The 16,121-nt window shown below is 54.6% G+C and carries 12 protein-coding genes; 2 read left to right on the top strand and 10 right to left on the bottom strand.

Annotation, left to right across the window (positions count from 1 at the left end; all coding sequences use genetic code 11):
• Nucleotides 1-121 precede the first annotated feature (121 nt).
• The 10 genes from CSQ89_RS15390 to CSQ89_RS15340 form a co-directional block, all read right to left on the bottom strand.
• Nucleotides 122-1,783 (bottom strand): methyl-accepting chemotaxis protein, encoded by a 1,662-nt coding sequence (locus CSQ89_RS15390; RefSeq protein ID WP_099407009.1) that lies wholly within the window; start codon nucleotides 1,781-1,783, stop codon nucleotides 122-124.
• Between the two features lie 90 nt (nucleotides 1,784-1,873).
• Nucleotides 1,874-4,081 (bottom strand): chemotaxis protein CheA, encoded by a 2,208-nt coding sequence (locus CSQ89_RS15385; RefSeq protein ID WP_199065602.1) that lies wholly within the window; start codon nucleotides 4,079-4,081, stop codon nucleotides 1,874-1,876.
• Entirely contained in the window at nucleotides 4,062-4,421 is a 360-nt protein-coding gene (locus CSQ89_RS15380; protein ID WP_099407008.1) for an STAS domain-containing protein, read from the bottom strand. Before CSQ89_RS15380 ends, CSQ89_RS15385 begins: the two co-directional genes overlap by 20 nt.
• 57 nt (nucleotides 4,422-4,478) lie before the next feature.
• Nucleotides 4,479-4,850 (bottom strand): response regulator, encoded by a 372-nt coding sequence (locus tag CSQ89_RS15375; protein ID WP_199065599.1) that lies wholly within the window; start codon nucleotides 4,848-4,850, stop codon nucleotides 4,479-4,481.
• A 453-nt stretch (nucleotides 4,851-5,303) separates the two neighbouring features.
• The gene (locus CSQ89_RS15365; RefSeq protein ID WP_099407006.1) at nucleotides 5,304-5,750 is read right to left on the bottom strand and encodes an RDD family protein; all 447 of its coding nucleotides are present in this window, start codon (nucleotides 5,748-5,750) and stop codon (nucleotides 5,304-5,306) included.
• A 145-nt stretch (nucleotides 5,751-5,895) separates the two neighbouring features.
• The gene (sodC, locus tag CSQ89_RS15360; protein WP_099407005.1) at nucleotides 5,896-6,417 is read right to left on the bottom strand and encodes a superoxide dismutase family protein; all 522 of its coding nucleotides are present in this window, start codon (nucleotides 6,415-6,417) and stop codon (nucleotides 5,896-5,898) included.
• 166 nt (nucleotides 6,418-6,583) lie between these two features.
• Entirely contained in the window at nucleotides 6,584-7,333 is a 750-nt protein-coding gene (locus tag CSQ89_RS15355) for an AAA family ATPase (protein WP_099407004.1), read from the bottom strand.
• A 385-nt stretch (nucleotides 7,334-7,718) separates the two neighbouring features.
• The gene (locus CSQ89_RS15350; protein WP_099407003.1) at nucleotides 7,719-8,945 is read right to left on the bottom strand and encodes an alanine racemase; all 1,227 of its coding nucleotides are present in this window, start codon (nucleotides 8,943-8,945) and stop codon (nucleotides 7,719-7,721) included.
• A complete protein-coding gene (locus CSQ89_RS15345; RefSeq protein ID WP_199065597.1) occupies nucleotides 8,942-10,912 on the bottom strand; it encodes an aldehyde dehydrogenase family protein in 1,971 nt (656 codons plus the stop codon). Before CSQ89_RS15345 ends, CSQ89_RS15350 begins: the two co-directional genes overlap by 4 nt.
• Nucleotides 10,909-12,303: an FAD-dependent oxidoreductase gene (locus CSQ89_RS15340; protein WP_099407002.1), complete on the bottom strand. Its 1,395-nt coding sequence runs from the start codon at nucleotides 12,301-12,303 to the stop codon at nucleotides 10,909-10,911. The genes CSQ89_RS15345 and CSQ89_RS15340 overlap by 4 nt, the downstream gene beginning before the upstream one ends.
• 196 nt (nucleotides 12,304-12,499) lie before the next feature.
• Here CSQ89_RS15340 and CSQ89_RS15335 point away from each other — a divergent pair, with 196 nt between their 5' ends.
• Nucleotides 12,500-14,497, top strand: coding sequence for a neutral/alkaline ceramidase (locus CSQ89_RS15335; RefSeq protein ID WP_099407001.1), 1,998 nt, complete (start codon nucleotides 12,500-12,502; stop codon nucleotides 14,495-14,497).
• 63 nt (nucleotides 14,498-14,560) lie between these two features.
• Nucleotides 14,561-15,976, top strand: coding sequence for an OmpP1/FadL family transporter (locus CSQ89_RS15330; protein ID WP_099407000.1), 1,416 nt, complete (start codon nucleotides 14,561-14,563; stop codon nucleotides 15,974-15,976).
• Nucleotides 15,977-16,121 lie beyond the last annotated feature (145 nt).

Here is a 16,121-nt window from a genome sequence, read left to right as displayed (position 1 = left end):
ACCATCGCCGACAAGCCCGTTGCTGTCGCCGCACCAAACGTGCTCAGCAAATAGTCGGTGTACAAATCGAGTTCTTTGTTCTTCATGGCGACAGGTTATCGTATGCACTGCGTAACATCAGTTAGTATTTTGAGAATTGGGTTTCATCAATCGGCGCCACGTCGTCAGGTTCTGAACTTTGGTGGTGGCCTATCACATGATGTTTCTTAAGATTATGCTGCATTGTTGTTTTATCGATCACGTTACGCTTGCCACGGCCTCCCCTACGGCCGGTGGTAGGCAATATGAATTCTTCCATCAAGCCTTGTAGCTGCATGGAAGAAGAACTGACTTCTTCTGCCGTCGCCGATAATTCTTCCGCCACCGCTGCGGCCGACTGCATACCTTCGGTTAGTTGGAATACGGCGACGTTGATCTGGCCAATCCCATTGGATTGCTCACGCGAAGAATCGGCGATTTCCTGAACCAAATCGGCTGTCTTACGAATGCCCGGCAACATTTCATGCAATAAAGAACCCGCCCGCTCGGCCACCCCTACCGAACGATTCGCCAAGTCGCCAATTTCCTTGGCAGTATTTTGCGAACGCTCAGCCAGCTTTCGTACCTCCACCGCCACGGTGGCGAAGCCCTTGCCATGCTCGCCTGCACGAGCCGCTTCAATCGCCGCATTAATGGCAAGTAAATCAGTTTTGTTGGCAATCTCATTGATCATGCTGATCTTGCTGGCAATTTCCTTCATCGCAGCCACCATTTCCTGCACAGCCTGCCCGCCGGCCGCCGCACTTGTGGCTGCCGAGGAGGCAATTCCATCCGTCATCTTCGCGTTATCGGTGTTTTGCGATACAGATGCCGCCATCTGCTCAATCGATGAACTGCTTTGCTCCACCGCCGCGGTTTGTTCAGAAGTTGTTTGCGACAGGCTCGTGGCAGATGACGCGATCTGCTCCGAAGCCGATGCTAAATTCTGGGCCGACAAGGTAATCATGCCGATGGTATTGGACAACGACTCCACCATTTTCGAGAGAGCATACAACAGACTCGACTCATCTCCCGCTTTGGTGTGAATAACAAGAGATAAATCACCCTCCGACACTTTAGCTACCATATCCCGTGCATAGCCAGGTTCTCCACCCAACTGCTTCATTAAGGAATGAACAATAAACCACGCCACAGTTATGGCAAACAGCAAGCCAATAATTAAAGAAGTAATCATCCAGAATTTTGCATTTTCGTATAAATGTATTGCTTCCTTGCTTGAGGCCTCACTCATGGATTTTTGAAAGACTGACATTTCTTCCAGCTGATCTCGCCACCGCTTAGCCAATGGCAATAGCTCCTTAATAAGAAGATTGGTTGCTTCAGCATTTTTATTAGCCAAACCAAGCTGTGCTACTCTGTCCAACAATGGCATACCAATATCTCGTTCCCTTTTTACTTGGTTAGCAATTTCCTTGGCTTTAGCACGAAAAATCAGTTGATTCAGTTTCATTTCCAACGCCTCATACTCCGATTTTGCCTGAAGGCGCTCTTGATTAATCGTTGCCATTTCAGACTCATCCGTCAATAGCGCTAAATTCTGAATACTAATTATCATTCTATACTGTGCACTAGACATATCTTTGGCAACGGCCGACCTCTCTGCATTGCCATCATTAATCACTATCGTATTATTTATCTGGCTCAAACTCACCAAACCAAACCCGGCCACAAAGAGCATGATTATCATCATCAAAGCAAAGCCCATGCCGAGCATGGTAGAAACTCTCATTTTGGAGGACAACATAGCTAGCTCCTAGTGGCAATTCATTTATTGCTTAGTATTTTACATTCATAAAATATAATACAACCGGCATTAAAGTTAAATATTGCGTTTTCAAATCGGTATATCTTGGGTAACTCGATAGACATCATTTTGTGACGAGTTACCATTTCGCCTAATTTGGGCATGCTCCAATTTCCAGGCGAATTGTACCAACTGGGGAATGTCCAAGATAAGCGCCGGCTCACCATTACCGAGAATCGTAGAGCCAGAAATTCCCTGAAGTGCCTTGAATATAATTCCAAGTGGTTTAATCACCGCCTGAAACTCTCCCAATAAGCGGTCCACCACCAAACCCGCCCGTCTACCACTATATTGCACAATAACAACGTATTCGCTTCCTTTATCAACTTCGCCCAGTTGAAACAACTCACGCAGCGATATATATGGCAACCATTCACCACGCAAATTGATTTGACGGGCCTTATCTTGCTGTAAGTCAGCCGGCATTTCGACGCACTCATACATCATGTCCACCGGTACCACCAATAACGTATCGCCTACCTGCACCCGGAAACCGTCAATAATCGCCAAGGTCAACGGTAAACGAATACGGAATGTAGTACCTTGCTCCTCGCTGTTGAGGATTTCAATACTGCCGCGTAATGCCTCGATATTGCGCCGCACGACATCCATGCCAACGCCCCGCCCCGATAAGTCGGTAATTTTTTCAGCTGTCGAAAACCCTGGCTGGAAAATCAGCTTGAATACCTCGGTATCCGATAAATTTGTACCCGCACTCACCAGATTTTTTTCGATGGCCTTGGCAAGTATCTTGTCGCGATTCAAACCGCCGCCATCGTCCGCTACCTCGATCACCACACAGCTGGAATCGTGGTAGGCCCGCAATTCAACGGTCCCGACCACAGGCTTGCCACGTGCAAGCCTTAGTTCTGGTGTTTCAATGCCATGGTCAATTGCATTGCGTACCAGATGCATCAGCGGATCAGTCAGTTTTTCCACCATCGACTTGTCAATTTCCGCCTCAGCGCCTTTGATCACCAATTCGATCTGCTTACCCAGAATTTCGGAAGCATCGCGCACAACACGGGGAAAACGGCCAAATACCTCGCCCATTATCACCATACGCAGCTTCAATGCATCGTCGCGGATATCAGCTACAAGCTGGTTGATCGCTTTCACCGACTCAGTCAACTCGATATCGCGGCGGCGATCCGCCACGGCCGTGGTCGCATCGGAAGCAATCACCAACTCACCTACTTTATTGATCAGGCGATCAAGTTTGCTGGCTTCTACCTTGATGTACTGATTGTCGGCAGACCGGCGTTCAATTTGCCGGCTCGCGGCAGCTTGGCTTGCGGTCAAACCCGTATTACCTTCGTGTAACTCGCCCTCCCTCTCCTCGGCGGCTTCCGCATGTAGTTCAGCGGCTTCTGCCTCTGTCAACGCACCACACGCAAGCCAACGTGCTGCTATCTCTTCAGGCGCTTCGGGCAGGCGGGCACGCAAAGCGACAAAGTCAGACAACTGGGCATGAGGAGGCAGCAATTCCACCTGCGTGCCGGGAATCACAAAATCAAAGGCATTCAGTATCCGCTCTGCATCTGCATCCGACGCCAGTTGCACATCGAATCCGAAATAACACACCTCTGGATTGAACGCTAAGAGAGGGGGCAAATGACTAAACACAGGTATTACGCGCTTGATCTCCCCCAACGTTTTGAGGAAACGCAAGAAACAAGTGGGGTCTATGCCGGTTTCAAACAGATTAGGCGCAAAACGAACAGAGAGATGATAGGCGCTGCTGGCCACCACCTTCCCGCGCAACAGCCCTTCTTCCACTGGGTGCTGTGGGCGGCTTGGTGTAACGAAGACCTGGGGTTTTCGGTCACCAGGAATATGGGTCATGGTGCTGAAGGCCAGTAGCTTGGTCATCAACTCCTCGCCGCCAGGTTGGTTGACTGTCGCGACGCTATCATCGTGTTCAACCACATCCAGCAACAGTCCAATATGGTCATTCGCTGCCAGCAGGAGGGAAACCAACTCTTTGGACAGCGTGACTTCGCCCGAGCGCAGGCGGTCCAATACATTTTCAACCAAGTGGGTAAAACGGACAATGGCATCCATCCCGAACAAGCCAGCGGACCCCTTGATCGTGTGGGCAACCCGGAACATCAAGTTGAACGTTTCTTCATCCAACTCGACAGCTTCGCTGTCCAGCAATGCTTTTTCCAGAATGGCGCGTTGATCACGTGCTTCAAAGAAAAAAGCCGCACGTGCACTAGATAGGTCCAGTTCCATCTGCCCCTCCCCTATCTTTTGCGTTGCTCATACCTGCTGCCGGTTCGACAAACGTAAACAGGCTTTCACAACCCAGCAGCACAATCACATCGCGTATGGGGTCACTCGGCGCAATCAATTGCAGCTTGCGCTCACGCAACACAGCTTCACGTTGCAACATCATCAACAACTGCAAACCGGCCGTATCAAACTCCGTCACTTTCGTCAGATACAAATGCACCACCGGGAAATTCAGCAAACCAAACAGGTCTTCCTTGAGCAATTGCGCCGTGAAAATGGTGAACTCTTCACTGAGGCTGGCTTCTGCGCAATCCATGCCCATATTCACATCCAGCCCCATGATTACCTCCTCGGCAGCCCCGCTACCGACAGTAACCCCCAGCTATCCCAAAAACAGCTAGGGTAGGATAAGTTTGCTTACTGCCAACACCAATTGAGCCGGCAGAAAGGGCTTGACGAGCCACGCGCTCGCCCCGGACACGCTGCCACGGGTAATCATTTCCTCAGAGCTTTCCGTCGTCAGCATGACGACCGGAGTGAACTTATAACGCGGCATCTGCTTCACTTCGCGCAGGAACGTTATCCCGTCCATGACCGGCATATTGACATCCGAAACAATCAGATGAATCTTGCGGCCATCCAGCTTCTCGACACCTTCCCTACCATGCTCCGCCTCCAGGACAGCATAGCCAGACGCTGCTAAGACGATCTTGACGGTCTCACGCATGCTTGCTGAGTCGTCCACAATCAAAATAGTCTTGGTAGTCAATTCACCGCTCTCCGAGATTATCGGTGTGTTGGCGCCCTCGGCCACATGCCTGCGCCAACTCAAAACCTGTTTCCTGCCTTGCTGCGCAGCGCTTGAAAAGTGAATTTCGCAGGTGGTTATCCATCACCTACGCAGGCCATGCACTACGTACCCTGTCTTGCAAAATGGAGCATTCCCCAAAGTGGTATAGCTCGGTTTTGCAATTTTTTGGCTAATCACCCGCATGAAATGATTGGCGGTTGCCAATCGTCGGCCTATTTGAATGGCTGCCAAGGCAAGCCCGTCGATGCCGATGGAAAGCATTGCGCTAACCATCTGCAAAGGGTCGGCTGACCCTCCGTAAGCAATGTGGCACCGAACCGCTAGAACCTGTCTAAAGTCTTGTGTTTAGTCCCGGTTTCTGTACTGCGCTTCACCTTGCTGACACCTGCTCATAAAAGATCGTGAACAGTTTCAAGCAACCTTGGGCGCTTTGGGCTTTCGGATCACCACCGTCCCTGCAAGCTTGTCATGCCAGCCTTGCTTACGTGGGTCAAACGCCACCCAGAATAGCCCCAGCCCCAGCGGAATCGCCGAGACATAATAGCCAACGTACCGAATGATCAGCTGACGGTTACTCGCTGGGCCACCGGTTTCTGCGTCGACAACAGACGCAGATATAACCATCTTGCCTGGGGTGGCCTGTTTGGTAATCCAGAAAACAATGATTGCAATCGCCGGTAGAACCCAGGAAATAATAATTTCCAGCGGCCCATGTATCAGTTCGGTACTTTCCCAATATACCTTGCCGTAGACCCAGGTCAGCAATGGCCATGTCAGGGCGCAGACCAGGACAGAGTCAATAATTGAGGCCCACACGCGCAACCAAAACCCTACGTATTCACGCTCGGATGAATCCATACGCCGATTTCTTTATTGAATCACATTATTAAAAATAACCTACCACGTTTTATCTGATGAATAGGTCGTTTCCAAACCAATACGCGCCCAGGGCCAGCAGCACCTGAGCCCTTATACAAGGACGCGCAGCAGACATTGACAGGTTTTAAGGAGCGACGCCGCAAACGATGCGCGCACCGCCTCCCCCCAGTGGCGCGGGGTGGTCGGCATGGTTATCGCCACCGGCATGGACCATGAGGGCACGCCCAGTCAAATCTGCGAGCTTGAGCCGTGGGGCCAGCACCGGCTGATCCGATTTCCCATCGGCATCGACATAGAGCGCAGGCAGGTCGCCCAGATGCCCTTTGCCCCATGGTGCGCCGTGCTCACCGGTTTTCTTTGGGTCGTAATGCCCACCCGCAGCCAATGCAGCGACCTTTTTGCCATCCTTTTCCTTAGGATCGCAACTTGGATTCTCGTGTACATGGAAGCCATGAAGACCTGGGGGTAGGCCTGTCAATGAGGGTGTGAATACCAAACCATACTTTGATTCCGTCACCACCACCTGCCCCGCGCTCGCCCCGACGCCGCCTTCTTCCGCAACGCTCATGGGAATCACCAGGCGGCCCTGCGCCATCACACCAGCTGAACACCCCACCAACACGACTGCCATGACCCAATTTTTCATTTTCGCCTCAGAGTTTTTAGTTAAAGACCACGCACTGTCATTTGGCATCAGTAAATAGACTGCCTAAGCCGTAGAAGTGTTCATCGTTGCAATATGCGCCTTCCTATCAATCAACCACTGTAGGACAAAGACTGGTGCGGGTCCCTACCGATCTGAATAGAATACGCTAGCGATCGAGCAGCACCTTGAGCATACGTTGTGGGTTGAGAAGAAAATCGCGGGTCACCTGAAAATGCTCGGTATCTTCATAGGCTACTTGCTTGATACCGTCTGCCGTGAATTGGAAAATGCAGGCATCGGGATAAGCCATCAGGATAGGGGAATGGGTGGCAATGATGAATTGCGAGTCGTCCAGCACCAGGTCATGTATACGCGACAGCACAGCCAATTGGCGCTGGGGCGATAGTGCGGCTTCCGGTTCATCGAGGATATAAAGCCCCTTTCCCCCAAACCGATGCAGCAGGAGCGCCAGGAAGGATTCGCCATGTGATTGCTCGTGCAATGACTTCCCGCCATACGAGTCAATTAATGGCGGACCCGAAGATGGAGATGCATCCAGGTTTTCAATTTCAGTGGCGACATTGAAGAAACTCTCGGCGCGCAGAAAGAAACCATCGCGTGGCCGCCGGACCCCCTTGGCCACACGCAGGTATTCATGCAGATTGGAATGAGACTGACGCGTTCCGAAGCGAAAATTCTTGGTGCCCCCCTCAGGATTGAACCCTTGCGACACGGCAACAGCTTCCAGCAAAGTAGATTTACCTGAACCATTTTCCCCCACAAAGAAATTGACCTTCGGATGCAGGTCGATCTGGTCCAATGAACGCACTGCAGGAAGGCTGAATGGGTATTGCTTGAAAGATTCAACCTTATCTCTTTGCAGGGAAATACGGCTGATGTATTGGGTAGAAATCATGGGGCTCGAGGTGGAATAGGCATAGCAGCAAGTGGCGCACGGTGTGGCAATGTTCACAATCGCTTATTGCCGCCCTTCACTGTTGACATTGACGCTATGGCTTAGTGCCCAACTACTTTGGTAAGTCAACGTAAGAACCTGTTCACTATCTTGCTGCGCAGCCGTGATCAGGGTTCATGTGCTGCTCGAAAGCCCCCGCAAGGAGGACGCCGAACTGCTACGGTGCTTCGCACCAAGAAGTTCGCAGCCTCATGTACCCACGTACATTCCGGTTTCTGCGCTGCGCTTTACCCCGCTGACGACTGCTCGCTACAGATCGTAAACAGGTTCTAAGATCTGCAATCAACCGCGCCGCTACTGAACCCCCCACCCAAAACGCCAATATCTAAAAAAACTGCCACCCCATACCCCGATAGGTGGGAACTTGCTCGACAACCTGGCCGTCTCGCTGCAGCAGCACCGAGTCGAAACGGTCCAGGAATTCTCCGGCTTTAGCGGGGCGAAAGAGCACCCGATCACCCAGTGCTAAATCAACTTGACCAAACAGCGGCGTTTGCACTTCCCCTGCCCCTTCCTGCCCCAACAACTGCAAACCGATGGGCCATACAGGCTCTGGCAACTTATGCACCCCAACCGCCCCCGACGCCACATAGCCGCCCCCTTGGCAGGTCAAGCTCCCATCAAACGCACTGCGACTGGCTTCCAGAGCAAAGAAGGCAGCGGGTTCATGCTGAAAACCACGATAGTGATCGAACAATACCGGTGCATACAGGCCAGAACCTGCACCCAGCTCGGTCACGCTGGGGTCTGCTGCGGTGGACTCCAAACTACCCGTCCCCCCACCATTCACAATACGCAACGGTGCACCCGCTTGCCTCAATGCCGCCACCATGGCTTTGCGCCTGGCTGCCACCTTGGGTGTTGACCAAGCCTTGAGCCAATGCACAGCTTGGTTCTCCAGCCACTTGCCGGGCACTGCATCGCCTACGCCGGCGATCTGGGCTTCGTAGCCCATCACACCAACCAGCCGTAAACGGGGGTACGCCATCAGCTTGGCATAGAGTGCCATGACCTTGTCGGGCGTATTGAGCGGCGAGCGGTAGACACCGAAATGCAAGCCGGGCAGGTCGAAACTCATATCGAGGTCAAAGGCGATTTCCAATAGAGTGCCGGCACGGTCGGCCGCCGCCTGCAGCGCAGCCAGATGTTGCTCACAATCGGCCATCGCTACGATATGCCGACCATTGCCGATGGCTTGGGCAAGCGCATTCAGAAAGGCAGGCTGGCAAGTCGGGTAAGCAACCAGCAAGTCGTCCATACCCTGTTCAGCCAACGATACCGCCTCGGCCACGCTGTAACACAGCACCCCGGCATAGGCGGGACCATAAGCCAATGCGCGGCGCATCAGGGCGGGTACCCGCAGCGATTTGCTGGCAAGTCGGATGGGTTTGCCGCCGGCCCGCTTTGCCATGGCCGCCAGATTACGATCGAACGCGTCCAGGTCGACCAAGGCACAAGGCAAGGTCCTACCTGCTAGGCCCGCCACCAATTTGGCATAGCGCTGGGCCTGCGGTACGGTTGGCTGAAGATTGGTCTCGACGGCACGCTTCATCGTTGCCGGCCCTGTTTGCCCAGCTTGTTGGCGAGCTGCTCCAATGGCAACCCTGCCAAGGCGAAGCGGATGATTCCCCCCAAGCCCCGAATACGGCTGGCCACGGTCATCTTGTCCAGCGCCTCGTATTTGGCTGTGGTGAAGGGATACCAATTCGCCTCGATTTTGGCGGAGTTACCGTCCACCATCACGGCCTTCACATTACAAAATCCACGCAAACCTTCTTCGCCCTTGAAGCGCCCGATACCACTTTGCTTGGCCCCTCCAAATGGCAGCGCATGGTTACCCTCAGTAATCATGTGGTTGTTGATGGAAACATTGCCCACTTTAAGCTGACGCGCCACACGTTCAGCCCGGGCTTTGTCGCCACTCCACACACAAGCCGATAAGCCATAAATCGTCTGGTTGGCCAACGTTATGGCTTCCGCCTCGCTGTCAAAGGGCATCACCGGCAGGAATGGGCCAAAGCTTTCCTCCTGCATCACACACATCTCGTGAGTCACATTACTGAGCACAATGGGCGGAATAGCCGCGCTCTGGCCATCCCAATCCTGGCCGGTATGCTGGGTTGCGCCTTTGGCCAATGCATCGGCCAAGTGCGCGCGCACGATTTCAATCTGCGTCGGCGTCGTCATCGTGCCGATATCATGATCGGAGCTTGTGCCCAAGGTCAGCTTACGGGTTTGGCTTACCAGCAGTGCCAGGAAGCGGTCATACAGCGGACGTTCCACATAACAGCGTTCAATCGAGGTACAGCTTTGGCCCGTGTTGGTAAAAGCACCCCACATCGCACCCGCCACGCTGCGTTCCAGATTGCTGTCGGCAAACACCAGCATGGCATCCTTACCGCCCAATTCCAGCTCTACCGGCACCAACAGGTCAGCCGCTTGGGCCATCACCTTTTTGCCGGTTGCCACACTGCCGGTAAAGAACAACTTATCGGGGCGCTGTGCCAGGCAGGTAGCGCCCACGCTGCCCGTGCCGTACACCACCTGCGCCCAATCCGGCGCAAAGCCGGCCTCAGCCAGAATCGACTCGATCAAGCCTCGCAACGGGGTGAATTCAGAGGGTTTGTGCACTACTGCATTGCCGGCGGCGAAAGCGATGGAGATCGGCACGATGGCTTGGTAGAACGGGTAGTTCCACGGCGCAATCACCAGAATGGTGCCCAGTGGTTCGTACCAAACGCGTGACTGCTTGCCCAGCATGGCCAAGGGCGTGGGCATCTTTCGATCAGCTAATACCTTACAGGCATGGCGGCGTAGGTATTCGAGGTTATCGATCACGGCGAAGATTTCACCCAACAGTGCGTCACTGGCGCATTTGCCGGTTTCTTCCGTTACCCGCGCAATGATCTCGGCACGGCGGCGTACGATGACCTGGCACAAATTATCGAGCACCGCCAAGCGTTGCTTCAGGCTGAGGGCAGCGATATCAAGATGCGCATTACGGGCCCGTTTGAACACCGCAACCACTTCATCAGCATCGGGGGCAAGATTCGGTGCGGCATCACGCACAAGTTGGTTCATGGGTGGCTCTCCTGGCAAAACGGTTCGAATGGCGGCATCCCAACCCAGGCCATTGCGCACCTGCGCACCACCGGGGCCGGCAAAGCCGTAATAAAGCGAATACACCACGCCAGCCGTACCAAGACGAGCTAGGCGCAGCGGGGCAAATCGAAAGGTTTCGGCCTGGTTGAACAACCTCAGTAGCAAGCTAAGCAAGGGGCTGGGCAGGCGGGCCGCCATATCCAGCAAAAGGCCGAAGTCAGCACGATCTTGTGGGTGCATGGCATGGGCCAAGCGATCAATATCCAGCGCCGCGCCGCTGGCGCTGAAACAGGGGAGACCGGCAACCCCCGGGCAGTAACAATCGCCGAGTCGATTCAAGCCATGCAGCTGGCGGGCGCTGTAGTAGACGCTGGCTGCGGTACAGCATTGGTAGGCTTGGGGTTCGTACCGCATCATGCCGCCTCCGCCATCTGGCAACCCAACCGGCGCGCCAGTGCCATGATGGTCAATGAAGGGTTGATACCCGGTGCGCTGGGGAAAAGACTCGCGTCCGCCACGTGTATGCGCTGGCTGCCAAATAGGCGATAGTCGCCGGCTACACAGCCCTCTTCGGGCCTGCGGGCAAAGCGTAATCCACCCATCAGATGCAGCCCAATGCCAAAACGGCCGGGCAGTATGGCTTCGGCACCCGTCGCACGAAACACATTACGTACCGCTTGATAACCCGCTGTCGCGCGGCGCTTATCTTCCTTATCGAGTTCCTTATCGATACACAACCGTCCACCGGCCGCGAGACTGATCCGGCCCGGATGGGTATCGCGCACAGCGACTTCGATGCAGGCGTAATGACGCATCGCCGCCATGGATATCTGATGGTCACGCCCCAGGCCGGGCAGCAACAACGCCGTACCAATCGGCGGTGAAAAGACGTTCTCCAGTTTGAAGCCCTGAGCACGGAAAGTCGGCTCATCAGACTTATACGCTTGGAAAGGCCCACGCTGGGCATTGACAGGTTCACGATAACGAGCGAAATACATGAATTGTGGGTGGCAGTAGTAGCCCTGCCCCAATACCGGCAATCTCGCGCCCCAACCCGACCGCATCAACAAGGCATTGCTACCCAGCGTGCCGGCCGCCAGCACCAATTGTCCTGCTCTGAAGACCTGCGGCTGGCCATTGGCGAGTCGCGCTCGCACCGTCACTTGGCCGGCTTCTTCGCTGACGGTTTCCACTTCGCATTCAGTCAGCAACTTCGCGCCCGACTTCAATGCAGCTTGTAGCGAGGTCAATGGCGTTGATTGCTTGCTGTCCAGGCGGCAACCATACAAACACTCAATGCAGTCGTTGCCCTCCTCATGCCGGCAACCAGACTGCCCCCGCTGCAATGTGGCGCAGCCGTAGCCGCATGCTTCAAAACCCTGACGAAACAGCTGGGCATTGCGATTCGCATGGACTTCGGACACCGGTTGGATATGCAGCGCCCCTCGAGCCCGCGTATACCATGGGGCCATGCCCGTTTCGCTCAGCCATTGCAGACCCGTTCGTTTACGCCAATCGTCCAACGCAACACTGTCGAACTCATCCAGCAGGGCCTGGTTGACGATAGAACCGCCCCCCACCACGCGTGCACGCAGCATGGCAATGCTGGCGCTGCGGTTGAGCTCCAGACCACCATGCCAAAACAACTTGGCGTTGCCATCGAGCTCGCCACGCGGGGAATCCAGTCGTGAGTAATAGCGTCCCGCTTCGATCACCAAGCAACGCCAGCCCGCAGCGGCAAGTTCCGCTGCGACGTTCGAGCCGCCCACCCCCGCCCCGATCACAATGGCATCGTAATCACTCTGCACGCGTCCCCCTCTTCTTCTTCGAATTAATAACATCGTTATCACACAAAACTTTCATCATAAGCAAGCTGATCCAGCTGCTGCAGCGCAGCATTATTTGCACTTTTACATCAGTTACTTGTAGATGATTTACGCGGTTTGACAAAGCAAACCAGCAAGTTCATAACGTCGTTACAAACCAAAACCGAGGAGAGGAAGCATGCATAAAAATGCAACAACTTTGGTACGTAGTAGTTGCTTGGCAGCGAGCTTGCTCGCCATAGCGCTACCCGCCCAAGCAGGCTATCTGGTAGGACGCGGTAAAGCCGATATCACGGGCGAAGCGGCGGAAGTCGGCATGATGGGATACGCCAAGCTGGCGCAAAAAACGTCGGGAATTCATCTTCGGCAGTGGGCGCGTGCATTTGTGGTGCAGGACGATGCCAGCGGTCGTCGCCTGGTGTTTGTGAACAATGACCTGGGCATGGTGTTCCAGGGCGTACATCAAGCGGTGCTAGCCCGCCTCAAAGCCCGCTTTGGCGATCGCTATAACCGTGAAAATGTATTGTTATCCGCTACCCACACGCATGCCGGCCCAGGCGGGTTCTCACATTACGCGCTCTATAACTTCACCACCTTGGGCTACAACGACCGCACCTTTAATGCCATCGTCGATGGCATTGTCGAAGCCATCGTTGCCGCCGATGCCGATCTCAAACCCGGTGAAATCCGTGTGGCGCGCGGTGAGTTATTCGAAGCCAGCACCAATCGCTCATTGCCGGCGTATGAACGTAACCCTGCCGATGAACGCGCCCGCTGGCAGCACAGCATCGACCCGACCATGACCGTTTTGCGATTCAGCCAGGGTGGGCGTGATGTCGGCATGATCAACTGGTTCGCCACCCATGGCGTTTCCATGCACCCGAGCAACACGCTTATCTCAAGTGATAACAAAGGGTATGCGGCGCAATACGTTGAAAAGCAGGTATTTGGCAAACGCGGACAGAAAGACTTCGTCGCCGCCTTCGCCCAAAGCAATGCCGGCGACATGACACCGAATGACTGGCTGGATGGCAATGGCCCCACCGCCAACGAATTCGACAACACCCGCATGCAGGGTGAACGCCAAGCCAATCGTGCAATGGCGCTATTCAACGGTGCCAGCGAGCTGGTCAGCGGCCCTCTGGACTATCGCCAGCAGTATGCCAATATGGCGCAAATCAATATCCGGCCTGAATTTGGCGGTGGTCAGACCTGCACCGCCGCATTGGGACGCGCCTTCGCTGCCGGTACCGAGGACGGCCGCGGTGAAGACGGCTTCAACGAAGGTGATCTCACCAGCAACCCTTTCCTGGCCAAACTGGGCACGGTGCTATTCGGTGCACCAGCAGATGTCGAGGCATGCCAAGCGCCCAAACCCATACTGATCACCACCGGCTTGCAAAAGCCGTTCCCCTGGACGCCGGAAATATTGCCGGTATCTATCGCGCGCCTGGGCCAGTTGGCGATTGTCGCAGGGCCGGGCGAGTTCACCATCATGTCGGGCCGGCGCATTCGTGAGACAGTCGCCGCCACACTCAACCTGCCCTTGGCCAATGTGATATTTGCCGGTTACACCAATGCCTACGCGGGCTATGTGGCTACACCGGAAGAGTACGATGCCCAACACTATGAGGGCGCTTCCACCCATTTTGGGCGCCGTACATTGCCAGCCTACCGACAGCTTTTCCATGATTTGGCTGAAGCCATGAACAACGGTCAATCCATTGTTGCCGGCCCTACTCCACGCGACATTGCTAATCAACAAATCAGCCTGCAAACCGGGGTCGTGCTAGATAACGTGCCGCTCGGCAAAAAGTTCGGCCAAGTAGTGCGCGACACGGCTGCAAGTTACCAACGCGGCCAGACGGCGGAAGCCTGGTTCTGGACAGGCCACCCCAAAAACAACCTGCGCCGTGGTGACAGCTTTATCAGTGTCGAGCATTGGGATGGCAATGCCTGGCAACGTGTTGCAGGTGACGATGACTGGAGCACTACCTATCGCTGGGTACGCATCGACTCAATCTGGGGCAGCTCGCAAGCACGCATCCAATGGCAGATTCCACTCGACGCAACGCCTGGGCAATATCGCATCGTCCACAACGGCGATTACAAGTATGGCTGGAATGGTCAGATTTACGGGCTAAGCGGCAACAGCCACAGCTTTATCGTCAATTAGTGCAATAAGCCTTGGGAGGCATTCTCCCAAGGTGGCAAGGCAAATAACAAGCTGGAGACAACGATGCAAAAAATCAATCGCCTTGCCACTCTCATCATGCTGGGACTACTCCCCGCTACAGCCGGAGCCGGAGGATTCGCACTGGATGAACAAGGTGCTGCCGGCATGGGTAATGCCTGGGCTGGTGCTGCTGCCGCCACCCGCGACAGCAGTGCTATCTTCCATAACCCTGCTGCATTGATCGGGCTAACGCAACCTCAATGGTTAGCCAGTGGCAACTATATGGATCTGTCGGCCCAGTTCCGCGCCACCGGTAGTGATACCCGGTTGGTTGATCGTGCAACCGGGCAGGTTGGCACGGCCAGTGTATTAGGCACACCAACCGGGGAGCTACGTGCAGTTGGTGGCGGCAATAGCAATGGAGGAAGAGGTGGCTTCGTCCCGGCATTCTTTTATGCGAGTCCGATCAACCCAAATATTGTTGCCGGGCTGGGTATCTATGCCCCTTTCGGCAGCGAAACCCGCTTTGATGCCGACTGGGCAGGCCGCTATAGCGCATTGGACACTGTCATAACGGCGCTGAGCATCAGCCCGACGCTGGCATGGCGACTCAGTCCACAGTGGTCATTGGGTATTGGCCTCAACGCCGTCAAGATCAATGCCGAAGCCAGCAAAGCGCTTGATTTCCGCTATGAAGCCAGTATTGCGGAACTGGCGTTGGGGCAACCCGTAGCTATAGTCGATGGCAAAGCCACGCTCAAAGGCCATGGTTGGGGTTATGGCATCAACCTCGGATTGCTATACGAAACTGAAAACAAAGCCAGGCTGGCAGCCAGCTTTCGCAGCAGCATCACACCCAAGGCCCGTGGCAGTTACCGGGTGGAAATCCCCGCACTTTACAGCCAGCTTGCAACCGGCTTGGGCATGAGTCTGGAATCGGAAACACAACCCGCTCAAGCCAAGGTCAAGCTTCCCTGGCGCATTCAGTTGGCTGCAGACTGGCCACTGAACCGTGATTGGTCGGTGCAGGCCGACCTCACACGCACTGGCTGGGCGCGATTTGATGAGCTTCGCGCGCAAATCAACAACACGCCCGATCAAGTACAAATACAAAAATGGCGCAACACCACTCGCATTGGTTTAGGCAGCACTTGGCACTACACCGATACACTCGATTGGAAATTTGGCATGGCATGGGATCAAACACCGGTGCGTTCCGCCCAATGGCGACATCCGTCCACCCCTGATGCAAACCGGCTGTGGCTAAGCACGGGCTTTGCATGGCGCCCCAGCAAGGCAGGGCAGTTGGACGTTGGCCTTGCCTATGCACACCTGAGTAAAGCGGAAGTGGACTACACCGACACTGCCACAAATCGCGCTGACTATCCGTTCTTTGCTGCGGATCAGAAATTCCGTGTACAAGGCGACTTCAAGCTCAAATTGTGGGCAGTGGGGGCTCAATATCGCTACCGCTGGTAGGCGTAGGTAGCAATCACTTTACTGATGTTACGCAGTAGCTGCGAGAAGCAGCTGTAACTGATCATAAGCCGCGCGGGAGGCGTTGATCAGTAACTTGCGGCAAAGTGCGAATGGGTTCTTCTGCGTCTTGATGCTCAGGCATTCA

Source organism: Chitinimonas sp. BJB300, from assembly GCF_002735695.1.
Classification (GTDB): domain Bacteria; phylum Pseudomonadota; class Gammaproteobacteria; order Burkholderiales; family Chitinimonadaceae; genus Chitinimonas.
Note: the sequence above shows the minus strand (reverse complement) of the source record. Positions and strands in the feature narration are given on the sequence as shown.

Excerpts from the sequence above, each read along its gene's own strand:
- CSQ89_RS15390 (WP_099407009.1), bottom strand. The coding sequence starts at position 1,783 with ATGTTGTCCTCCAAAATGAGAGTTTCTACCATGCTCGGCATGGGCTTT.
- CSQ89_RS15385 (WP_199065602.1), bottom strand. The coding sequence starts at position 4,081 with ATGGAACTGGACCTATCTAGTGCACGTGCGGCTTTTTTCTTTGAAGCA.
- CSQ89_RS15380 (WP_099407008.1), bottom strand. The coding sequence starts at position 4,421 with ATGGGGCTGGATGTGAATATGGGCATGGATTGCGCAGAAGCCAGCCTC.
- CSQ89_RS15365 (WP_099407006.1), bottom strand. The coding sequence starts at position 5,750 with ATGGATTCATCCGAGCGTGAATACGTAGGGTTTTGGTTGCGCGTGTGG.
- sodC (WP_099407005.1), bottom strand. The coding sequence starts at position 6,417 with ATGAAAAATTGGGTCATGGCAGTCGTGTTGGTGGGGTGTTCAGCTGGT.
- CSQ89_RS15355 (WP_099407004.1), bottom strand. The coding sequence starts at position 7,333 with ATGATTTCTACCCAATACATCAGCCGTATTTCCCTGCAAAGAGATAAG.
- CSQ89_RS15350 (WP_099407003.1), bottom strand. The coding sequence starts at position 8,945 with ATGAAGCGTGCCGTCGAGACCAATCTTCAGCCAACCGTACCGCAGGCC.
- CSQ89_RS15345 (WP_199065597.1), bottom strand. The coding sequence starts at position 10,912 with ATGATGCGGTACGAACCCCAAGCCTACCAATGCTGTACCGCAGCCAGC.
- CSQ89_RS15335 (WP_099407001.1), top strand. The coding sequence starts at position 12,500 with ATGCATAAAAATGCAACAACTTTGGTACGTAGTAGTTGCTTGGCAGCG.
- CSQ89_RS15330 (WP_099407000.1), top strand. The coding sequence starts at position 14,561 with ATGCAAAAAATCAATCGCCTTGCCACTCTCATCATGCTGGGACTACTC.